General features: G+C 46.8%; 26 protein-coding genes and 1 tRNA gene. 23 read left to right on the forward strand and 4 right to left on the reverse strand.

Translation table 11 applies throughout. The annotated features are described in order from the left end of the window. Positions 1 to 703 precede the first annotated feature (703 nt). Both CBR65_RS10260 and CBR65_RS10265 read right to left on the reverse strand, forming a co-directional pair. Positions 704 to 1,342 (reverse strand): hypothetical protein, encoded by a 639-nt coding sequence (locus CBR65_RS10260; protein WP_157672031.1) that lies wholly within the window; start codon positions 1,340 to 1,342, stop codon positions 704 to 706. A 46-nt stretch (positions 1,343 to 1,388) separates the two neighbouring features. Further along, positions 1,389 to 1,661 (reverse strand): helix-turn-helix transcriptional regulator, encoded by a 273-nt coding sequence (locus CBR65_RS10265; protein ID WP_087466764.1) that lies wholly within the window; start codon positions 1,659 to 1,661, stop codon positions 1,389 to 1,391. 136 nt (positions 1,662 to 1,797) lie between these two features. Here CBR65_RS10265 and CBR65_RS10270 point away from each other — a divergent pair, with 136 nt between their 5' ends. From CBR65_RS10270 to CBR65_RS10325, 12 genes are all read left to right on the forward strand, one after another. Next, the gene (locus CBR65_RS10270; RefSeq protein ID WP_087466765.1) at positions 1,798 to 2,058 is read left to right on the forward strand and encodes a hypothetical protein; all 261 of its coding nucleotides are present in this window, start codon (positions 1,798 to 1,800) and stop codon (positions 2,056 to 2,058) included. Positions 2,059 to 2,257: 199 nt separating this feature from the next. Next, positions 2,258 to 2,494 (forward strand): helix-turn-helix domain-containing protein, encoded by a 237-nt coding sequence (locus CBR65_RS10280; RefSeq protein ID WP_087466767.1) that lies wholly within the window; start codon positions 2,258 to 2,260, stop codon positions 2,492 to 2,494. 126 nt (positions 2,495 to 2,620) lie between these two features. After that, the gene (locus CBR65_RS22075; RefSeq protein WP_157672032.1) at positions 2,621 to 2,878 is read left to right on the forward strand and encodes a hypothetical protein; all 258 of its coding nucleotides are present in this window, start codon (positions 2,621 to 2,623) and stop codon (positions 2,876 to 2,878) included. A 16-nt stretch (positions 2,879 to 2,894) separates the two neighbouring features. Then, complete coding sequence (locus tag CBR65_RS10285) at positions 2,895 to 3,215, forward strand: hypothetical protein (protein ID WP_087466768.1); 321 nt, start codon at positions 2,895 to 2,897, stop codon at positions 3,213 to 3,215. Positions 3,216 to 3,230: 15 nt separating this feature from the next. Then, positions 3,231 to 3,467: a hypothetical protein gene (locus CBR65_RS10290; RefSeq protein ID WP_087466769.1), complete on the forward strand. Its 237-nt coding sequence runs from the start codon at positions 3,231 to 3,233 to the stop codon at positions 3,465 to 3,467. Beyond that, complete coding sequence (locus CBR65_RS10295) at positions 3,464 to 3,685, forward strand: hypothetical protein (RefSeq protein ID WP_087466770.1); 222 nt, start codon at positions 3,464 to 3,466, stop codon at positions 3,683 to 3,685. The genes CBR65_RS10290 and CBR65_RS10295 overlap by 4 nt, the downstream gene beginning before the upstream one ends. A gap of 127 nt (positions 3,686 to 3,812) precedes the next feature. After that, a complete protein-coding gene (locus CBR65_RS22080; RefSeq protein WP_157672033.1) occupies positions 3,813 to 5,150 on the forward strand; it encodes a virulence factor TspB C-terminal domain-related protein in 1,338 nt (445 codons plus the stop codon). A 1-nt stretch (position 5,151) separates the two neighbouring features. Then, complete coding sequence (locus CBR65_RS10305; protein WP_087466772.1) at positions 5,152 to 5,535, forward strand: DUF2523 family protein; 384 nt, start codon at positions 5,152 to 5,154, stop codon at positions 5,533 to 5,535. Positions 5,536 to 5,537: 2 nt separating this feature from the next. Then, positions 5,538 to 6,584 (forward strand): zonular occludens toxin domain-containing protein, encoded by a 1,047-nt coding sequence (locus tag CBR65_RS10310; RefSeq protein ID WP_087466773.1) that lies wholly within the window; start codon positions 5,538 to 5,540, stop codon positions 6,582 to 6,584. A gap of 99 nt (positions 6,585 to 6,683) precedes the next feature. Continuing rightward, the gene (locus tag CBR65_RS10315) at positions 6,684 to 7,970 is read left to right on the forward strand and encodes a hypothetical protein (protein WP_087466774.1); all 1,287 of its coding nucleotides are present in this window, start codon (positions 6,684 to 6,686) and stop codon (positions 7,968 to 7,970) included. Positions 7,971 to 7,980: 10 nt separating this feature from the next. Next, positions 7,981 to 8,163 carry a hypothetical protein gene (locus CBR65_RS10320; RefSeq protein ID WP_087466775.1) on the forward strand — a complete coding sequence of 61 codons (183 nt, stop codon included), beginning with the start codon at positions 7,981 to 7,983 and terminating at the stop codon, positions 8,161 to 8,163. Then, positions 8,144 to 9,118 (forward strand): tyrosine-type recombinase/integrase, encoded by a 975-nt coding sequence (locus CBR65_RS10325; protein ID WP_087466776.1) that lies wholly within the window; start codon positions 8,144 to 8,146, stop codon positions 9,116 to 9,118. Before CBR65_RS10320 ends, CBR65_RS10325 begins: the two co-directional genes overlap by 20 nt. 633 nt (positions 9,119 to 9,751) lie before the next feature. On the opposite strand, the gene CBR65_RS10330 is transcribed toward CBR65_RS10325, so the two are convergent. Continuing rightward, positions 9,752 to 9,828 (reverse strand) — tRNA-Met (locus tag CBR65_RS10330). Positions 9,829 to 10,310: 482 nt separating this feature from the next. Between CBR65_RS10330 and CBR65_RS10335 the strand changes: the two genes are divergently transcribed. From CBR65_RS10335 to CBR65_RS10345, 3 genes are all read left to right on the forward strand, one after another. Beyond that, entirely contained in the window at positions 10,311 to 10,583 is a 273-nt protein-coding gene (locus CBR65_RS10335; RefSeq protein ID WP_232461408.1) for an XRE family transcriptional regulator, read from the forward strand. A gap of 219 nt (positions 10,584 to 10,802) precedes the next feature. After that, positions 10,803 to 12,077 carry a Shedu anti-phage system protein SduA domain-containing protein gene (locus tag CBR65_RS10340; protein WP_087466777.1) on the forward strand — a complete coding sequence of 425 codons (1,275 nt, stop codon included), beginning with the start codon at positions 10,803 to 10,805 and terminating at the stop codon, positions 12,075 to 12,077. 116 nt (positions 12,078 to 12,193) lie between these two features. Next, on the forward strand, positions 12,194 to 12,490 hold the full coding sequence (locus tag CBR65_RS10345) for a transposase (protein ID WP_198300934.1): 297 nt from the start codon (positions 12,194 to 12,196) through the stop codon (positions 12,488 to 12,490). A 43-nt stretch (positions 12,491 to 12,533) separates the two neighbouring features. Here the strand turns inward: CBR65_RS10345 and CBR65_RS10350 are convergent, their stop codons facing one another. Beyond that, positions 12,534 to 13,142, reverse strand: coding sequence for a PEP-CTERM sorting domain-containing protein (locus tag CBR65_RS10350; RefSeq protein WP_087466778.1), 609 nt, complete (start codon positions 13,140 to 13,142; stop codon positions 12,534 to 12,536). Positions 13,143 to 13,546: 404 nt separating this feature from the next. On the opposite strand from CBR65_RS10350, the gene CBR65_RS22085 reads away from it, so the two are divergent. The 8 genes from CBR65_RS22085 to CBR65_RS10385 all read left to right on the forward strand — a co-directional run bounded on the left by CBR65_RS22085 (position 13,547) and on the right by CBR65_RS10385 (position 21,584). Further along, entirely contained in the window at positions 13,547 to 13,873 is a 327-nt protein-coding gene (locus CBR65_RS22085; protein ID WP_157672034.1) for a hypothetical protein, read from the forward strand. 102 nt (positions 13,874 to 13,975) lie between these two features. After that, positions 13,976 to 14,320: a hypothetical protein gene (locus CBR65_RS10355; protein WP_087466779.1), complete on the forward strand. Its 345-nt coding sequence runs from the start codon at positions 13,976 to 13,978 to the stop codon at positions 14,318 to 14,320. Positions 14,321 to 14,348: 28 nt separating this feature from the next. Further along, on the forward strand, positions 14,349 to 14,678 hold the full coding sequence (locus tag CBR65_RS10360) for a hypothetical protein (RefSeq protein WP_087466780.1): 330 nt from the start codon (positions 14,349 to 14,351) through the stop codon (positions 14,676 to 14,678). A 41-nt stretch (positions 14,679 to 14,719) separates the two neighbouring features. Beyond that, complete coding sequence (locus tag CBR65_RS10365; RefSeq protein ID WP_087466781.1) at positions 14,720 to 15,055, forward strand: hypothetical protein; 336 nt, start codon at positions 14,720 to 14,722, stop codon at positions 15,053 to 15,055. 741 nt (positions 15,056 to 15,796) lie between these two features. Then, the gene (locus CBR65_RS10370; protein ID WP_087466782.1) at positions 15,797 to 17,770 is read left to right on the forward strand and encodes a TonB-dependent siderophore receptor; all 1,974 of its coding nucleotides are present in this window, start codon (positions 15,797 to 15,799) and stop codon (positions 17,768 to 17,770) included. A gap of 10 nt (positions 17,771 to 17,780) precedes the next feature. Continuing rightward, positions 17,781 to 18,383, forward strand: coding sequence for a YfiR family protein (locus CBR65_RS10375; protein WP_087466783.1), 603 nt, complete (start codon positions 17,781 to 17,783; stop codon positions 18,381 to 18,383). Further along, positions 18,380 to 20,311, forward strand: a complete 1,932-nt coding sequence (locus CBR65_RS10380; protein ID WP_087466784.1) for an ATP-binding protein — start codon at positions 18,380 to 18,382, stop codon at positions 20,309 to 20,311. Before CBR65_RS10375 ends, CBR65_RS10380 begins: the two co-directional genes overlap by 4 nt. A 472-nt stretch (positions 20,312 to 20,783) precedes the next feature. Then, positions 20,784 to 21,584, forward strand: a complete 801-nt coding sequence (locus CBR65_RS10385) for an SLBB domain-containing protein (protein ID WP_087466785.1) — start codon at positions 20,784 to 20,786, stop codon at positions 21,582 to 21,584. Positions 21,585 to 21,587 lie beyond the last annotated feature (3 nt).

The raw sequence follows: 21,587 nt of genomic DNA on the forward strand, positions 1-21,587 counted from the left end.
ACATAGGTATCGGGCGGAACATTTGCAGCGGATTATTGCTTATAAGAAACTGCTTCACCCAACGCAGATCATCTTAAAGACGTGCAGGATTACCTGTCCAGCAGAAAACAAGGCTTTGAAAAAAAGAAATCGTTTTCAAATTTCTGAAAACGATTTCAGGATAATTTTTGTAAGTTTATGACTGTGCGAAAAAAATAATATTTTGGCGGAAAACGTTTTCAACTAAATGCGACAGATGAGAAGAAAGTGGATAAACAGAAATTTCCTGTCAGGTGAAAAAAAGCGTTGGAAAAATATTGACGTTTGATTGGGTCGCCATGGTTATATAGTGGCCAGCTCTATTTCAATCACATCATGTGAATCACGAGCAAAGATGATCGCTATTCGAAAAATTCCAGTGATAAGTAATAGGGGGTAGAAATGGCCTAGAGACAAACCCATAAGAAGGGCAAAGACTCGATGGCGAACCAAATAGAATGGACAAAAAATGAGCAAACAAAAAGGCCAGCAGGTTAACCTGCTGACCCTTATCGAATATGGTAGCTAGAGGCGGACTTGAACCGCCGACCCCAGCATTATGAGAACTGTGTATCTGTCCATGCTGGCCCACAATTCTATATAAAACAATGGTTTATAAACTTACTGAAACATGCTAAGCGGTTATTTTTTACTGTAATTGGTGATTAGATTGGTTAATAGCTTGTTATTGGCAGGCCATTTTCATTCTGCTGTTGTTAAAATCTGAGCTGTCTTTTTTGTGCTCGTTTATCCAAAATTCACACAATTCATTGTTGGTCTCACCTAGCCAATAGGGGCTTATTTTACCCTGGGCGCAGTCTTTTACTTCTTCGTCAATGACGTTATTGGGTTTCATGCATTCTTTGACACTTCTGACTATTGGTGTGTCTGGTGTTGTTGGGTTTCTGATTTCCCTTTCTCTTGCGCTTACTGCTTTACATGCGATATCTCGGTAATTTTTATGATCAAATGAGGGGTGGTTGTTGTGAGTGTTTATCCAGTAATTGCAGGTTTTGATTAATTTTTGCAGTGTTTCGTCGTTGGTGTTGCTGTGTACATGGTCTCTGTAGTCGGCATAGTTATTTTTATTTCTGCTGCCTTTTACTTTTTCGATTTGGCCGGTGGTTCCTCCGTCTAGTCGGCAGTCGTGATATTTCTGCCGATATTCATTTCTCTTTTTTAGCCACCAATTCATTTGATGGTTGCTTCCACCTTTTCTCCTTAGGTCCGTGTAGTAATCGGCTTCTCTTTCCCAGTGTGAGCAATCGTCTGCTGTTGCAATTTGGGTTATTGTAATTAACAAGAATGTGATTAAGTATTTCATTGGTTTTGCTCCCTCCTCCATTTACTGGCAACCTTGCTTGCTAATATCAAGCCTTCCTTTGTGTTCCTAATTCTTTTTGAGCGGCTTTTGTCATTGGGCTTATTTGTCCCGCTTCTGGTAATTCAGTTTCGTATGCGATCCAAAGCATGTATTCCGGCCATGCCTTTCCGATTGCTTCGATGTCTTCATGTCTTGGCTTTGCTTTTAAGTTTATTACGTTTTCCAGTCTTTTTCTGTCAATGCCCGTCCTTTCGGAAAGCTCGTTATAGCTAATTCCTTCCAAGGTTCTCAATAGCTTGATTCTATCTATTACATTCATAACTATTAATTAGTTTTATTTCCATAAAATGATCAAATAACTAATAATTAGTTATCGCATTAATTCTTGTGGTTCATTGTGGCTCAGTGAGGTTTAAAAACCAAGCCCTGAACCTTAACCGTAAAGGGTGCTTGCTATGCCGACTCCAGTTGTTTACCTCACCGCTGATAATGGGCTGGAATTCCGCCTCTCAAGTCCCCGTATCGATTTCTTCATGGCCTTTCTGGTCGTCGGTTCACTGACCATCAGCTCCAACAGCATCCATCACGTTATTGATGCCGGTGGTAAAGGCTTCACCCTGTACTTCGATCAAGCCTTCTTCGGCTTCCCGATTTCTGAACTCCCAAAACTTAAAGAATTTTTGCAGCAAGTGAATGCTGCTAAGGCGGCTGCGTAATGATTTCGGAAACTCTTTTTTTGCACTTTCTCCGTGGTCTTGAGCTTTCTGGGTGCAATGCGCCTTTTACTCAACTCTGTTATGAGCGTGTTACTGCTTATTGTCAGCTTCGTTCTATTAGTTTCCAAGATTTAACTATTGGTCAGCTTCATCAGATTTTTGACTGCTGTACTCGTGAATTTATTGTTGAGGTTGCGTAATGTCGTTCGATCACAACACACCGGTAAAGCTGTCCGTGCTGCCTCCGGTGAGTTCACAGGAGCAATTCTCCCAGTTCTTAGGCGTGACCAAAGACACCGTTCGCGGCTGGGTAGAGCAAGACACAATCCCGCACGTAAAGATTGGCCGCCAGCGTTTTATCGACGTGATCCGCTTCGTGAAAATGTTGGAGTCTGGCAAAACGATTTTTTCCAGCGGGGATTTTTCTCATGACTAGCGTTTTTATTACTCGTCTGTCTCGCTGCTTCCTGTATCTGCTTCCGCATTTGGTGTTGCTATTGATCTTGGGGTGCTTGGTTTCTGAATCGCCTAATTTGAGTTTTCCTTGGTAGGGGCTTTTATCGTGATCAAAGAAAAACACATTGTTCATTTTTTAATTCTTCTTGTTCACTCGGCGTTGATCTGGTCTTTAGCGATTTTTTACTTTGAGAATAAATTCAACAGTCAGTCAGCTTCCTGCTCCGCAATGACTTCCGCTTCTGGCACTGCACACACTAAAGGCGATATGCGGATCGTCCGTGTGCATGTGCCACCTTTTTATTCAACACATTCTGCGCTGACAAGCTGGGGCGCAGGATTTAATAAAGTCCAGCTCATTTAACCAAAAGGTAACTGTTATGAACCAAGTAATGTCTGTGAATTTGTATGGTGCTTCTCTCGCTGATGTTGACGGCAAGCAATATGCGTCTCTCTATGTTGGTCAAGAGGTAGTTGACGAAAAAGAAGAGGGCGCGAAAGGCATCGTCATGATGAAACTGCCTTGTGATCCTGATGTGTATCACAGCCTGAAATTGGCCAAGTATCCCTCGCCTGTTGATATGCATGTGCGCCTGAAAAAAGCCGCTGGCGGTCGCATGGGCCAGCACTGTGTGAAGGTCGATACCAAGCCTTCGGCGGGTTCGGCTTCAACTGTTTCCAGCTCTAAACCCAGCGCATAAGGCTAGGTGTAGGGTATGCATTATCTCCGGTGCGAGTCTGAAATTGTCGTGATCGACAACCAGATATCTTGCTCCGCATGGCAATCCGTTTCGGAGAACGAATTGCTTGGTGCTCTCGTCCGCTCTAGCCAGCTTACCCAGGCTGATTACTACGAACTGGCCGGGGGCACCATAGCAATCATGCTCACTGCCATCAGTGTGCGTGTGATTTTAAAACTTTTACTTTCTTCTCCAAAAGGTGACCAACCATGAAAAACAAATTTGCGTTTATCAACAAAAAACTTGCGGCTGCTTCTGCTGCTGTATCCGGTGTGGTTTTGGCCGGTGCTGCACAGGCTCAGTCTGTTCTGCCGATTGATTTCAACATGGCCGACACCAACACCGACATCATCACCGTAGGCGGTGCCATGATCGGTCTGGCGGTGACTGCCGTCGGTATCAAGTGGGTGAAGGCGACTTTCTTCGGTTAATAGCAACAACCCAGAAAGGGGGCTTCGGCCTCCTTTTTTCTTTGAGGGCTACCACAATGTTTTTTGATCCCTATGCCTACTTGTTACTGGTTTTGCTCGCGGCGTTGGTGGTGATGGGTGAGGGGGTGTGATTGTGTTTAAAGATCCCCGGCTCTATTCATTTTATATGCTTGTTTTTACTGCCGTTATTTATTTGGTTTTATTGCTTTTTTCTTTTCCTGCTTCTGCTCAAACTAATCCCGCGTGTACATCTAATTGGATTTCTCGTTCTTGTAGCTCATATCCAACGCCTAATTCACAATGCTCTAACCCGCTTCCTAATGGCATTCTTATTACTGGTCCTACTCAACACACTGAATATCAATGGGAAGCGTTTTATTGCAACGGTTCTTGCAGTGGGTTTTCCAATTTCGTCGGCTACTACAACAATAAATGCAACTATATGGCCTCCTCATGCCCTGCGGGTCAGTCGTGGCAGTACAACGGGACAAATTTTTCATGTGTAGATGATGATTGCCCTTTTGGGGACTGTGAGGGTAGCAGTTCTTCGGCTTCTTCTTCTGAACCGATTTGTGTTTGGGGTATTGATCCTGAGACAGGTGATTGTTTGCCTGAGCCTTCTTCTTCGTCTTCTGGTAATTCCTCGGCGGGTTCTTCTTCTGGTGGTGGTTCGGCGTCTTCGTCGGGTGGCGGTAATTCTTCAAGCGGTAATGGTGGTGATGATGGTGGGAGCGGTAGTTCTTCTCCGGGTAATCCTGTGCCTGCTGATTCAACGTGTCCTAATAAATTCCAGATTGGTGATCAGTGGTATTGCCAATCCAATCCTATGCCGAGCAGTGAGGGGCAAGCCTCCAGTGATGGGGCTGATGCAGCGGCGGCGGGAACCTGTGGTGCGGCTCCGGTGTGTAATGGTGATCCGGTTGGCTGTGCAATTCTCTTAAACGCGCATTACCACCGTTGCAATACTGACAAACAATCCACGGCTGCCGGCAGTTGTGGCGAGGAGCCGAGTTGTACGGGTGATCCTGTCGGTTGTTCTGTCCTCAAGCAAACCTGGCTGATTAATTGTCAAGATCATCAACAAAACTCTGACCTCGTTGAAAATAACTTCGGTTCTGGCCTTGATGGATTCAAGACTGAGGATGAGGGCAAATTTAATGAGTTTATTACCACGCTGACAGAAGAGGGTGAAGAAACTGATGAGAACGGAGTGCTTACACAATTAGCGCCTGATCGCATTGACTTGTCTTCGCAAGATTTTGGCCTTTCTGATGTTTATGCCATTGGTAATTCTCCTTCGTCGGGTTCATGTCCGCCACCTCGAACAATTCAATTGTCTGTTGGAAGCTATGAAGTTTCCTATGAGCCCTTCTGCGATTTAGCTACTCAGTTGTCGGGCTTCCTTGTGTTAATTTTCTCCTACCTTTCGTCACTTCTTATTTATCGTTCTTTGCAGGGGGTTTGATATGGTCGGTTTACTTTTGCGAGCACTGGCAGGCTTATTGTCCTATTTCCGCTTTGCGTTTACATCCTTCTGGGGCTGGCTGGCAACATTCATTTTTGCATTATTACCTCAGATGATGGGGTTCATTTTAAAGTTGTTCGGAATTGGGCTGGTGTCGTTCCTCGGTTTCAATTTCTTTATTGACTCTTTGTCTTCGTACCTGATGAACAAATTTGATGGCCTTCCCTCGGACCTATTGCAAATTTTACTTTTGCTGAAATTGGATATCGGAATGTCGATGATGTTTGCTGCCATGTCCGTAGCAATCACGATTAAAGTCACAACACAATCTGCAAAAGTTGTATGGAATAAACCTTCCAATATTCCGGGCGGCATGGAGGCGTAGTCATGATCTATTTATTTACAGGTGTTCCCGGTTCCTCGAAGACGTTAAACGTATTGAAGATGATTAATGAAGATCCCACGTTCAAAAACCGGGAGATTTATTATCACCGTATCAAGGAATTGAAATTGCCATGGATTGAGTTAACGGCGGATGAGGTAATGGAGTGGGATACCTTGCCGGATGGTGCGGTGCTGGTGGTGGATGAAGCGCAATACCTGATGCCTACTCGCGACAGTCGCAAGCCTATGCCGGATTGGATCGTCAAAATGTCGGAGCATCGCCACAAAGGCTATGACCTCATCTTCATCACACAGAATCCTATGCTGTTAGATGCGGGCTTTCGTCGCTTTGTGGGTAAGCATGTTCATATTGAGCGGGTCTTCGGCTTGGAGTCGGCCAAGTGGATGACGTGGGAAAAGTGTGTGCCAGATGTCGAGGATCACTTCAAGCGCAAAGAGGCGGTAGTTAAAAGGGTTTCTTTCGATAAGAAATACTATGGCCTCTATAAATCCGCCGAGGTCCACACTCACAAGCGCAAGATTCCGTTCAAGGTATTTATTCCGTTTATCTTCCTGGCATTGCTTATCGGGCTGGTGGTTCACTTTCTCTCGCGCTGGAATGATCGGCTTGGGGATGAGGTGGCTTTGGCTGATGCTGAACTGCAATCTTCTACGGGTGTATCGTTAAGTTTTCCGTCGTTGACCACCACGTCTTCATCAGGCACAACAAAATTTATCACCACAGAAGAGTACACCCAGTCGTTTACACCGCGTTTGCCTGATGTGCCTTGGTCTGCACCTATCTATGATGCGGTAACCACCCCTAAGAGCTTTCCACGGCCTCAGTGCATTCGCAATAACCTTACCGGTGTATGTAAATGCTTTAGCCAACAAGCTACCCCTATAACCATTTCACAAACTGCTTGTTACAACTATGTGGAAAATGGTTATTTCGATCACACCAAACCTGATGAGTACTATCAATCTGCTCGGCCTGCCGCGAATGCGGGCGAACAGGGCTTGCCCCGCCCGCTCGCGGCGGCACGCTAACGTCTCTGTAACACGTTAATAATAAGGGGAGTGCAAACACACACAGAACCACAAAACGCCACATTCTTTCCTTAAACCGCTTTTTTTAGGAATCTCCGCATGCGTTACGAAAATAAATTCTGGCACCGTGATGGCCACCGCTTTTTTAATCAAACGGCTTCTGTTGATCTTTCCGGGCTTCGCTATCTTCACACCGGGGTGGATACGATTAAACAGCTCTATAATTGCCTGATTCGCCATGATGTGCTTTGTGCTATCCAGCAAGCCTATGATGGCGGTGATATTGTCTTTACGTGGGGTGGTCTTGATTGGTTGATTACCCGGTCATCTAAAGCGTCTGGCTACCAGTTCATTCTTAAAAACCTTGATGCTGGTTTTGTGGTGCTGCTTAAATCGTTTTATGCGGATGCTGACCTGTCCGCCAGTCATCTTAAGATCGAGTGCACGCCCCAGCTTATTGCTGAACATACGCCTGAGTCTTTGACGGCTGAAATTGATCGTATTGCGTCGCTGTTCTGCGTCCAGCTGGTCTACGCTGGGGTGTCTGTCCATATTGCGGTAGATGTTAAGGGTTTTGTGGTTCCTGCGGACTTTGAGGCGCGTTTGGTGGCAAAAGCTAAGCGTCAATATAAATTTAATTCGATCAGTAACGCCCAGCTTGAATTGAATGAAACGGCGGTGATTTACGGGGCTGGTCAGTCTTATACTTTTGGCTCGGCTGGGTCTCTGCAATTTTGTGTTTACGATAAAGTTGCCGAGTCCCTAAAGAGTGACAAGATTGATTTTTGGGAATCGATCTGGTCTCAAGTGCCAGCGTCTGATTTTGATGGCGATTTTTCTAATCCTGTTGCTGCCAGTGAATATCAAATTGGGGATACGGTCCATCGGATTGAGGCAAGGTTTCATCACTCGGTAATTAATCAGTTTTGTTGGGGTACTAAACTGCCTGATGGTAAGTCTCTTTCAATTAAAAACTATTCCGAATTGGCTCCACATTTAACTGCTCTTTGGCAGTATTCGTTAAACAATTTCCGGTTGCAGCACTCAACGTCTTATATTGATCCGCTTTGGCAGGCATTGATTGAAGATATTCAGTTTTTTTGCCCTGCTCCGGCGTTGCCATATCGTCGTGAACAAAAGCCACCGTCTGATTCATCCCGTCGCAATGTTGCTTTTTGGCTTGGCAATCAAATCAAGCTTTATTCTCGCAAGCGCTTCAATCCTGAGTATGTGGTTTCTAAACTCCTTTCCTCGGGGTTGGAGTCTGATTTGGCGCATTATTTTGGTGTGCTTTTCTATGGTAACTCTGATGTGCTTTATGACGTGTTGCTTGAATTTGTATCTGAAAAAATGCGTTTGCACTTGTTAAACGGTGTGGCTGCTTAAGGGGGTTTTTATGGAAAAGATTGATTCATGTGAGGCGCTTTTTCTTGATCTCTGGGATTTTCTTGTCTGGTTTGAAAATTTTACTTTTTACACGTCACTGGCGTGGATAGCGGTTGGATTTATCGCTGGCTTTCTCGTTTCGATTTTATTTGTTGGTGGTAGGGGATCTTCCGGTGATAAAAAAGCTTTCTGATGGGCGGTATAAACTGGATTTTTACCCTGCTGGTTCTTCTGGTCCTCGTATTGTTCGCATTAGGAGGTCTCGTAAAGAACTAAAGGTTTTGCAGGCTCAATATGAGATGGATTATCAAGCTGCCCCTGAGCGGTTTGAAGTCGATAAGCGTCGCCTTTCCGATCTGGTGCTACTTTGGTATAGGCTGCATGGTCGTACTTTGCGTGACGCTAAGTATCGATTATCTCGCACTTTGGCGGTTGTTAATGCTCTTGGTGATCCTACTTTAGATAAATTTACCGGATCAGCTTTTTCAGCCTATCGTGAGCGCCGTTTGACTGAGGTTTCTACCTCTACGGTTAACCATGAAACCCGTTATTTGCGGGCGGTGTTTTCTGAACTTATTCGGTTGGATCAATACGCGGGCAAAAATCCTCTTGCTAAAATTCGCACGTTTGCTGAGCGTGAGCGGGAATTATCTTTTCTCACCCTGGAACAAATTCCGACATTGCTTCACGCATGTGATCAGTCCTCTAATAATCATTGCGGTGCTGTGGTTCGTTTGTGTCTTGCTACGGGTGCTCGTTGGTCTGAGGCTAATGATTTGCCGCCTACAGGGCTTCTTGATGACCGCATAGTGTTCGCTGCTACTAAAAATGGCCGTGTGCGTGTTGTGCCTGTGAAGCCTGACTTGGTGGCCTATCTGCGGTCGCTGGCGTTTCCCACAGGAAAGCGGTTGTTCTCTCCGTGCAAAGGGGCATTTCGCAAGGCGGTGGAGCGTTCGGGCATTGAGTTGCCGGATGGTCAATTGACTCACGTGTTGCGGCACACGTTCGCAAGTCACTTCCTGATTAACGGTGGTGACATCCTCACTCTGCAACGTATCCTTGGGCACTCAGACTTGAAGATCACCATGCGGTATGCACACCTTGCCCCTGACTACATGGCAAAGGTTCGGGAACTCTCGCTGATATGACACCCTGTTGACCACTTCTTGCTTTCATGACGTTGTATCACGGCGTTCACTGGAATGGTTTTTTAATCGCACCGCGCAATGCTTCCGGTTAGCACGATAATCACGCGATTGAAAAACCATTTCAGTGATAAGTCGCGCGACTCTCGAAGAGGAAAAAAAAGGAATCGCTTTTTAAGTTTTTATATTGCTACCTGTGGTTGCCGGATAGGCAACAAGGGCGCGTGAGCGCGGGCAGTGTGGGCAACAACGCAACACGGTGTTTCAGGTTAAGGCGTTACTCTCGCGTTTTGTCCACACGGCAATGGGTGGCAATCATCTAACACGGGTGTGCACCCAACCCTTTGGTTCTTCCCGTTGGTATCGGCTTTCTATTACTGGGGATGTTGCAGCATGAGATTGTGGGTTCTTAGGGGGATCATCCCCCTAAGCCCTCGGAGAGCCGTCGGAGACGCCTGTAACGGCGAGTTACGAACCAGCGTGGAGCGTTGCTTTTAGATTGTGGTGGCACGGTGCGTTTTGCGAAAGCTGTGGTTTGTAAATACTGCGGCTGAGGTAAAAAGGAAAGTTTGGTAAGTTTTTGGTAAGCCAATAAAAAAGGTCAGTAGGCGTTAACCTGCTGACCCTTGTCGTATATGGTAGCTAGAGGCGGACTTGAACCGCCGACCCCAGCATTATGAGTGCTGTGCTCTAACCAGCTGAGCTATCTAGCCATAGTGAGGGCGCGTATTTTGGGGGGCGTTTGAATGATTGTCAACCCTAGATTTGATCGCCAGAATGCAAATAAATGTGCCACAAACGACGGGCAGCACGAACAGCCCGAGCTAGCGGCAAAAACTCTTTCTACATAAGGAGTTAGCAATAGGGAGGCCGAAGAAGGCTTGATCGAAATGCAGGGCAAAGTCTTTACCGCCAGCAGGGATAATGTGATGGATGCTATGGAACTGATGGTCAGTGAACAGAAGACGACCAGAACGGCCATGAAGAAATCGATACAGGAACTTGAGAGGCGGAGCTCCAGCCCGTTATCAAAGGTGAGGTAAACAACGGGAGTCGGCATATCAAGCACCCTTTCCGGTTACGGTTCAGGGCTTGGTTTTTAAACCTCGCTGAGCCACAATGAACCACGATCAACTACCGATAAAGGCAATACTTACCGGTAATTAATTGCCAGCAATAAATACTTAAGCCGTTATTGGATGTAATAGACAGAATCAATTTAATTATTGAAACTGAGCCAGCCAGTAAAGATTCTCTGAGCCAAAGGACAGGCATTAGCCATACCAGATGGACTAATGTTCTCCAACGGAAAGCAAAACTCAGGCGTGAAGAAATCGAAGCAATAGGAAAAGCACGGCCTGAGTACATGCTATGGCTGGCGTATGGAGAAGAGTTATCAGATGCAGGGCAAATAAGCCCAATGACAAAAGCCGCTCAAAAAGAATTAGGAACACAAAAGAAGGCTTGAAGATAGCAAGCAAGGTTGCCCGCAGGTGGAGGAAGGTGTAAGAACAGGAAGGAGAGCTGCTATAAAGCATACGAAACATTCGCCCAGGAAAAAATCGAAAGAAAAACTAATTATATTGACCTTTAAAATATAAAAAATTAGGAGTGTGTGGACGCTAAACACCCTCCATATAAAAAGAAAGCAATAAAAAGACAAAAAGATTCAGCAAAGGAATAAGCAATGATTAATGGCACACCGCCAATAGTTTTCTTAGGCATGGCCGACAGAGTCATTTCTGACGCTAGCTATCCTTACGCAAGAACAGACTTCATAAATATAGGGTTAGCTAAGAACTACTTAATTTACCCAACCTCTCCCCATAACGCGAAGTACATCTTCATCGTACACAACTCTTTTACCAAAGACTTTTTCGATGGACACTATGAGCTAGTGTTCAAAAGAAAGGCCAAGATCATATGGGAAACATCTGTATTGGGAAAGCCCCCAAAAAAGAAAGGCGAAAAAATAAAAGGTTACGGTTATCTAAAGTATCAAGAATGGATTAGTTTCGAAATCCCAGCCGGAGGCGTGTTAATTGAAGAACCCGGTGTAGTAGCGATATTTCTAAGAAATAAAAAGAATAAAGAGGAAATGTGGCTATCAGAAATTATTTTCACCTACAATCCGCAAAAACCTTTGAATGCCAATGACGTTCAAGGAATTAGATCAAGACTAATGAGCTACAAGGAAGCAAAATTAGAGATAAAGTGCACTTCCTGCAATCAAAAATTTCCCGCATATACAGGATTAAGTAGAAGCACCAAGCTAGAAAATGACGGTTGCATATGGCAGTCAGACTTACCAGAATATTTTAGGTGTAAATGCGGAAAAGTAAATGCGCCATTAAGGTATTGCAAAGAGAGCATGCACGCGCTGCTATTCCAAAAATTCCTTTCCGCAGAATCAACAAGCACACAAAATCTATACTCCAAGAACTCAATTAACTCTGTAGTAGGTGATTTTATAGGCATCCTTCAAACGGAAAATAATGAAAGCGTAATTCAAAGATTCATCGAAGAAAATCCGGTAATGCTTTGTATGTTCAATGCAAAAAAAGTATTTAACAAGCCCGAAATAATCGGAAATCACCAAGCAGACTTCGCAGTTTTAGATGCAAACAACAATTTAATATTTATAGAGATTGAAAGGCCAAAAATGAGACTGTTCAAAAGGAACGGACACGAAACCGCAGATCTAAATCATGCATATAGTCAGGTATCAGATTGGCTATTTGAAATCAGACGAAGCAAAAATCAGGTTCTTGAGAAAATGGAGTTGAGCGAAAAAGATATTAATAAAATAACAGGATTTGTGATAGCCGGGATAAAAGACAATGAAAATAAAGTATTTTATAACCGACACCAACAAAAGAATGAAAACAAATTAATCGGGTTCATCAGCCTAGATGAACTGGCCACAGCAGTCTTGAATATGTCAAGATCATTGGAAAATTGACCAGCTAAAAGCCGCAAAAAAAATGGAAATTTGGATCTTAGTAGCAGTAGCATGAGACTGTAATTAAATCTGTGTAACTGTTTATCATTAACCCTCCGAAGGGAAGGATAAACAGTATGAACCCGAAAGACCTCGAAGCCTTCGCCTGTGAAGCGACGAAACACATGAATACCGAAAAGGATCTGAGTTACTTTACCCAGATGCTGACCAAGGTCGCCGTTGAGGCCGCTCTCAACGGCGAGTTGGATGTCCACCTCGGTTATGAAAAACACCAGAAATCCACCTCCACCAATAGCCGCAATGGCCATACGACAAAAACGCTGAAAACCGAAGACGGCGAATTCCAGCTCAACACACCCCGTGATCGTGAAGGCAGCTTTGAGCCGCAGCTGGTCAAGAAGCGAGGCTCGTAGAAAGACGGACTCTTTAAAGAAGCAAAACAGAGATAGCGAGTTTTTAATTATTTTGACGGCGACGAGCGAAGACTAGCGCGGCGACACCCAAAAACAGCAATGCGATAGTCGACGGAGCAGGAACTGTTCTAGTTACAACAACATTGTCAATCGCAAAAGCGGCGTCAGCACTGATGATTATCTGGCGAATATTAGAAAATACCGAACCAAACTGAACTGCTTCAAAGCCAAAGATTTCATCAAGGCCCAGCACCCCCTGAACAAACTGATCTTCTGAATTGATTAACATATAGGTCAAAATGTTATTGGTGGGATGCATAAAATAAAACGACTCTGCGATATCAGCGCTTAACAGTGAAAAGACCCCTCCACCAGCGAGCTCGATCCCCAAAGAAGAAGTGGCAAGCCAATCGGAGCCTGAATCGGGATAGATCCCGTTTTGGACATAAAAACTGGTCTCATTCCAGATTGAGCTACTGTTTATTGGCGAATAGGTGTAGAAGTCACCATGTTGAAGCGGAAAATCGGATGTAGAGATAGAATAACCGCCAAGTTGGGTTGCGGGGGCGTAGCCTTCGAAATCAATCAGATCAGCGTGAGATACGGCAGAGGCACAGAGGATGAGGGTAGCGAATATCAGTCGGACAAGCATTTTTGAAAGCTCCTTTTAAAAGTGCGCGAATTATAACTTCACAAAACTCTAGGATCAATTCTCCGCCAACTAAACTGTATGACAGTCACTAACCAACTCACCAGTTTTTCTCAAAGCCCATGGTTCAATCAGGTTGCAATGGCTTTAAGTTGCTGTTTTAACTGATATTGTGGTTTAATATGCCTCGGTACACGGGACTCATATAATGCTGGGGTCGGCGGTTCAAGTCCGCCTCTAGCTACCATATGCGACAAGGGTCAGCAGGTTAACGCCTACTGACCTTTTTTATGAAGCACCATCCATCTATTTAGTATCGAACCTCAAGTTGTACTGGAGCGGCCTCTTTATGCAAAAGATGGAAAAAGCCTGCTTAAACAACCCTTTAGCCACAAGGAAGACGTCATATGAAAAAATCTATTAAATTATTAATACCAGCACTGATTATTAGCTCAGCGGCTAGCGCAGATGGATATATTTCAGCGGGAGAGGTTAATGCAATTTACTTCCACGCATCCCATACCGGGGTAGTAATAAAACACGAAAATTTAGCCGATCCTGATAATTGTGGCAGAAGTGATTACTTCATCCTGCCAAATTCACACCCAAGCTCCGATAAAATTTATTCGTTATTACTTTCCGCACAAATAGCAAATAAAAGAGTCAGCATGACAGTTTCGGGATGCCATGAAGGACTACCAGCCATTAAGCATATTAGACTGGAGAAGTCTTAGTACTGCCAGACAGAAGGGGAACTAAAGCTCTGATCTTTTAAGGGATATTCCTAAGAAAAGTTATAGCTTGCAAATTTATCCAGGATTAAAAAGGAATTATCAATGTTACCCTTTCCAAACAACTCCGTCTTTTTTAAAGCAGTTATTTTAGTGTTATCAGCCAATTCATTCCAAACTCTTGCTGCAGATATTAGTTGTACCGGGACAGTCACATGGGTCATGGGAGATCACCCTAACTGCACAGACGGGAATGGAAAAAAGCAACTTGCCTTTAAAATTACCGGTTCAGACAACTGGCTTTGCAACAATAGCGATGCAGCATCCTCTCTTGTGTTAAGCGCCAAAGTTGCAGAAAAGCCCCTGCTAATTTACATGAACAGTGATAATGGCGAGACCTGCGCAACCCGCCCTCATTACGTTAAACCAAACTACACCATCATGAAGTAATTTTTTATATCTATCGAGAAAAGACACTATGAAAAAACTAATTCCATTTGCACTACTAATATTCTCTATTGCTGCACATGCAGCCAATGAAACCACACACCAAGTCACCATAACAAAAATGTCAGCATATGACGATTATGCCGTTGTGTACTTCGAACCACCATTCACTCATGCACAAGAAAATTGCCTAGCTTCAAAAAGCAGGGCAATCATAAACTTTGAAGTAGGCACCATAGAAAAGAGAGAAATGTATTCCTTAGCGATAGCAGCCGCAGTAGCACAAAAAACCGTCACATTGGGCATAGCAGATTGTTTCGCAGATCACCCCAAGGTATATCGAGTCGACGTTAACTTCTAAAGCCTTGTTTTAAACACTCTTTCATAAAAGAGGTAATAATCATGAAAAATTTAGCTTTTATCCTTTTATTGATTCCGACATTAGGCTTCGCTGCTACGTTTAAACACACCGACACCATTTTAAGATTAGCAGTCATCGAATATCAGATCGACTCCGACATTATCATTCTTAATGGCTTTGAGTCAGCAGGTACCTGCCCGCTCTCCGCAGAGGGTTTAGTGATAGCCGCTTTTCGGACTGGCACCTCGGGCGATAGATCATACTCAATGGCATTAGCCGCAAAAATGGCAGGAAAAAGGGTAACGCTTTCGGTAGATGACAACAGCAAAAACGAAGTAGGTCAATGTTACGTCAGATTTATCGAAACAAAAGAGTAGCCAACAGAAAGGATGCGCGGAAAAATGGGAAAAGTATCAACATAAAATCGTTGGGACCCCAAATAGGTTTCCGATACTGTAATTAAATCTGCGTAATAGTTTATCATTGCCCCGACCTAAGAGAAGGATAAACCGTTACACAGATTTAATTACAGTCCCTTCTATGCATCCAATGCCCTATCAGTATCAGGTACTTAGAAAATTTACCGGTTCTCATAAGATTATTACTATCACATCTGTCGCCCCACCCTTCGTCACATCCCAATCTCGATAATCACCCCACTACCAAAAAATTCGTTTTCGCAACAAGGTGAGCGAGAAACAACATGCTTCGTTATTTCACAGCGCTGGCGAAGATGCCGATGGGGTGCAGTAGTTCAGGTTAGTTCTTTTGCGATAGGGGCCGGCTTGTTTTCGGTCTTTTTCCGTTTGGTGTCCGGCCGAAATAACTTTTTACCAGCACACTAAAATTGTGAACTTTCGCAGAGCACTCTTTACTGGACGAGACACATCAGCTTCGATCAGAAATCCCAAAACAATTTTCACTACCCGAAGAGTCACCGCACTCCTTAATGAATTTTCTACAACCGCCTCGCTAATGAATAATTTCTTTCATTATCAAAACGTTGACCTATTGGCCGAATGCTCTATGATCATCAGACGGACACAGATAATGAAAATATTTTTCGCTGACAGTAAATCTCTTTTTGCAACTTAAAGCGCCAATCTGGTTCACCGGCGATGGCTCCGATTATTATCTCTATGAAAATTCATCCGACATATCGGCACTCAAACTTTTACCATCGCCACCTTCTTCCCAAGGCGATATGGGTTGTCACATTTATATGCGCGGGCGTAATACATTCATCACAGGCAGCCGCCACACTTGCCGATCTGTCACTCGAACAGTTGGCAGAACTGCGTGTTACTTCTGTTTCAAAAAAGCCTAAACCGCTGGCTAATGAACCGGCATCCGTTTTCGTTATTACCGAACAGGATATTCGCCGCTCAGGCTCCACCACCTTGCCAGAAGCCTTGCGTCTGGCACCCAACCTGCAAGTGGCGCGATTGGATGCGCGCAATTACGCGATTACCGCGCGCGGATTTAACAGCGCTTTCGCCAATAAATTATTGGTCTTGATCGACGGACGCAGTGTGTATTCACCCTTATTCTCCGGCGTGTACTGGGATGCGCAGGATGTCATGCTGGCTGACCTGGATCGCATCGAGGTTATCAGCGGGCCAGGCGGCAGCCTGTGGGGTGCCAATGCGGTAAACGGTGTGGTGAATATCGTCACGCGCTCGGCGGAAGACACGCAGGGTGAACTGATTTCCGTGGGCGGCAGTGTGCATGAGCAACAGGCCGCTGTGCGTCACGGCGGTGAATTGACCAACGATGGTTTTTATCGCATCTATGCGAAGCACAGTCGTCACGATGACACCGAAACGGCGGGCGGGATTTCCACCCATACCGGTTGGGAGCGCAGCCAGACCGGTTTTCGCGCAGACTGGGAGGGCTATGATGATCACTACACCTTGCAGGGCGACGCCTACAGCGGCCGACTGCATCAGGCCGGCACCGACGACATAAAAATCAGCGGCGCCAATATTCTCGGACGCGCCAGCCGCGAGTTCGCGCCGGGTTCCCGGTTGACCTTCCAGGCTTATGTTGATCATACCCAACGCCATCAACCCAACGCCTTCGTGCAACACCTGAATACCATCGACCTGGAATTGCAACACGAGTGTTTGATTGGCGAGCGGCAGATGTTTATGTGGGGCGGCGGTTATCGCTACATGTCGGACCATGTCGATAACGATGTATTTTTTGCGTTCCTGCCTGAAGACCTGAACATGCAATGGCGCAATGTGTTTATTCAGGATGAAATCAAATTGACCCGAAACCTGGAGCTGACAATCGGCGCCAAGTGGGAGGATAATCCCTTCACCGGCTGGGAAACCTTGCCCGCTATTCAATTGGGTTGGACGCCGGGACATAACCAGCTGATATGGACCAAGGCGTCCCGTGCTGTACGCACGCCTTCACGCATCGACCGGGATTTTTATAGCCCCGCCAACCCGCCGGTTGTCGATGGCGTTCCCCAATATTTGATTGCCGGCGGCCCCGATTTTGAATCGGAAACTGCCAGTGTTTACGAACTGGGTTATCGCCAACAACCTGTCGCGCAGATGTCCTGGTCAATCACGGCGTTTTATAGTGAATACGATAAATTGCGCACCCTGGAGCTGAATGACCCAGCCACCGGTTATGTCTTTGAAAACCAGGCAAAAGCAGACACCTACGGTATGGAAATCTGGGGCAGTTGGCAGCCCGTGCATAACTGGCGGTTGCATGCCAGCCTGGTGACGCAGACGTTTGATGTGTACCTGGAGCCCGGCAGCACCGATATTTCCAACACCACCGGGTTGGCCAGCGAGGACCCGGACTTCTATTCCTCTATCCGTTCGTCTTATGATCTGTCGTCACACGTAACGATTGATTCAACCCTGCGCTATGTGGATGAACTTGAGGGTTCACAAGTGCCGGCTTACACGGCGCTGGATGTCCGTGTAGCATGGGAGATCAGCCCACACCTCGAAATTTCACTGGTGGGGCAGAATCTTACCGATCACTCGCACCCGGAATTTGGCGCTTCGCCCGGTCGTAGCGAATATGAGCGTGCGCTCTACGGCAAATTAATTTGGGATCTGTAAAACATTGATCATGTTAACGATGTGCGACCACACTGAAGATCGGTCCCCCAGACGAAAATGGTTATCCCGCCTGGTTTATCTCGCGGTGTTGATCGTCTGCGGATCACTCCATGTGGCCAACGCCGAGAACGCAACCGACTCGGCGGAAATCCAGATCAAAGCCGCCATGCTGTTTAAATTTCTCGACTACACTGAGTGGCCTGTCGAGTCCTTTGATGCACCTCAATCGCCCTATCGCATCTGGCTGTTGGATGCCAATGACATTGGTAATGAATTGCGAGTCATTACCCGTGAGCGCAATTCTAACGACCGCGCTATTAACGTGTTCAAGACCCGCTTCGTTGATCGTATCGACGAACCTCATATTGTTTTTGTCGGGCGCAATGCAGAACATCACCTGCCTCAACTGGCCCAAATGGCCGAGCAGCAGGCGATTTTGATCGTGACGGAAAATGACCAGGGGCTGGTGCCCGGCAGCACCATCAACCTCCGCCTGCTGAACGACCGTATCGGTTTCGATGTGTCGCTTTCCGATGCGCGCCGCAACAACCTCAAGCTCAGTGCCCGGTTGCTCTCAGTCGCCTTGACCGTAGAACAGGAGACGTCCCAATGATGCATATCGCCAAACGGTCAATCTCCAACCGTCTGATGCTGGTCATTATGGCCACCACGCTGACGGCCCTGGTGGCTTATGCGATTGTCATGCTCGCCTATGACCTGAGCACCTACCGCGACAGCGTGATCAAGGATCTGACAACCCAGGCCAATATCATTGCGGAAGTCAGCACCCCGGCATTGGAATTTAATGACCCGGCGACGGGCAAGGAAAACCTGGACTTATTGCGCACCCGCCCGATGATTCTGCGAGCGGTGCTGTACGACAATACCGGTGCGATCTTTGCGGAATATACGAACGACGGCGAGCTGGAATCTACCCCACCGCCACAACCGCAAACAAACAATGAAACCATCATTGACAGTAATCGTATTCAGGTTTGGCAGCAGATTGTAAAAAACGACCTGCCTCTCGGCGCGGTTTATATTCACGCCCGGTACGAGTTAGGCGCCCGCCTGGTGGGTTACGCCATCATCCTCGTGGGCGTGTTGATTTCCAGTTTGGGGCTGGCGCTGTTGGTCGCCATCTGGTTGCGCGGCGCGGTCACCAAACCGATCTTCGCCGTGACCAACGTTGCTCGCCAAGTGATGCAGAGCCGCGACTTCTCCCTGCGTGCGAAAAAATTTACGGAGGATGAAATTGGCGTGCTGGTGGATGCCTTCAATGACATGCTCAGCGAAGTCGAGCGCCGGGCCAGAGCATTGGAAGCATCGAATCAATCGCTGGAACACGAAATGACCGAGCGCAAAGCGGCTGAAGATGCCTTGCGATTGGCAGATCGCCGCAAAGATGAATTCCTGGCAACCCTCGCCCATGAATTGCGCAATCCGCTCGCGCCCCTCATCAACGGCTTACACATACTCCGCGCTAAAGATACCAACCCCGCCATTGCCGCCAACGCAAAGTCCGTTATGGAGCGCCAGCTCAAACAAATGGTGCGACTGGTGGATGACCTGTTGGATGTTTCGCGTATTACGACCGGGAAATTAACCATCAGCAAAACACGCATCGATGTGCAATCCATCATGCGCGATGCTGTAGAAGCCAGCCGCGGTTTTATTGAAAATTGTGGCCATCAACTCAGCGTGAATATGCCGGAAGAATCACTGTATATCGATGCCGACCCGATTCGCCTTGCGCAGGTATTTTCCAACCTTTTGAACAACGCCGCCAAGTACACGAATCGCGGCGGGCTGATCAGCTTCAGCGGGCAATTAATAGACGATAAAGTCGTCGTGGAAGTCACCGATAATGGCATCGGTCTGGCGCCGGATATGCTCGACAATATTTTCCATATGTTCACCCAGGTTGACCAAACCCTTGAGCGCACGCACGCCGGCCTGGGCGTTGGTCTGGCATTGGCAAAACGCCTGGTAGAACTGCACAGCGGACAATTGGTCGCCCACAGCGGCGGGCCCGGTTTGGGTAGCAGTTTTCGCGTGTATTTAGCCAGTGCAACAGCACCTTTTGCCACGTCTGAAAAATCGCCCGCCACCACCGCACACAAACAAGCGCCGCGCCGCATTTTATTGGTGGATGACAATGTGGATTACGTCGCAACCATGGCCACACTGCTCAGTGCAATGGGCCACGATGTCCGCACAGCCCATGAAGGCTCAACCGCCCAACATATCGCGCGCAATTTTATGCCCGAGTTTGCCTTTCTCGACATCGGCATGCCGGGGTTGAATGGTTATGATCTGGCACGCTTGTTACGCCAGTTTCCGGAAACACACCAATGCGTTCTGGTTGCCGTTACCGGTTGGGGCCAGGATAAAGATCGCGATCTATCCCGCAGTGCCGGCTTTAATCACCATCTGGTGAAACCGGTGGAGTTGGCGCAGATCCTGTCAATCATTGAAAAAGGCACCGCGCTGGTTAACGACACGGATGATGGACACCGACGTACCAACCATTCGCATTAAACGTTTATTCGCTATGCAAGATAAAAAATCTGTTCAGAAATTTTATTATTCATCCTGTTTTTTTCTTCTTGTCGCTGCAGCATAACCGCTCTCTTTCATGCCATCACGCACATTCATTGTGCGCACGCACCCCGCTGACTCACGGACTTGGCGCACAAAATAAATCATGCGTCAGTTAAGTGTTAGCTTACGCACGGAAGCAATTAAACCCGAAGCGGTAGCTTACACACGGCTGTAAGACAAAAGGCTCACACTAACTTCAAACCTGTGTTGTTACATCGATGCAACGACAGCGGAATACGCAAAGAGTGGTAACTCTTTCACACTTATTCACATTGTGTTCCGGTGATTGATGTAAAACGGCACTCCTTTTCTCCAGCACTCCCGAAGCGGCCTTTCTTTTGCATAGGTATTGCTATGCAAAGTCGTCGTTAACACGGGGAAAGGCCATTAACGCCACTAAGGAAAACCCATGAAGGATTTTTTTCGAACAGTAGTATGGGGCGTCCTGATCTGCATGGCAGTTGCCAACGCCCACGCGCAAAGCCGTTATTTAATGGGTCCGGGCGATGAAATTCGTCTGACCGTTTACAACCAACCCGACCTCACGACCGAAGGGCAAATCAGTGGTGATGGCACGCTGGAAATTCCGTTATTGGGCAGCGTGCAGCTCGCTGGCCGCAGCAGCGCCGACGCCGCGCGGATGATCGCTGACCATTATGTGCGCGGTGATTTTTTGCAGGATGCCCACGTCAATATCCTGATCACCAAGTACCGCAGCCAATCGATTGCCATTCTGGGCAAAGTAAACAGCCCCGGAAAACTGGTGCTTGAAGGTCCGACTTCTTTAACCGATGCCCTGGCCTTCGCCGGCGGTGTGGCAGAAACCGGCAGCGAACGCCTGATCCTGATCCGCACCGACAAAAACGGTAAGCAGGAACGTTACGAATACGACCTGCAGCAGTTGTTGAATCATCAGGCAGAAGATCAGCCAGTGGTGTGGATGAAGAATGGCGACACCATTTACGTGCCGGTAGCGGGCCGGTTTTATCTCAGCGGTGAGGTGCGCTCGCCGGGCATGTATCCCCTCGATCGTAAACTCAACGTGATGCAGGCACTGGGTGTCGGCGGCGGCCCCACCGCGCGCGCCAACGCCAAGGCCGTGAAACTTTATCGCCGGCAGCCCGATGGTTCAGCCAAAGAGTTGCGGGCCCAACCCGATGATCCGGTCATGGACGGCGATGTATTGGTTATTCAGGAAAGTCTTTTTTAGGGA

Origin of the sequence: Cellvibrio sp. PSBB006 (assembly GCF_002162135.1) — a bacterium.
Taxonomy (GTDB): domain Bacteria; phylum Pseudomonadota; class Gammaproteobacteria; order Pseudomonadales; family Cellvibrionaceae; genus Cellvibrio.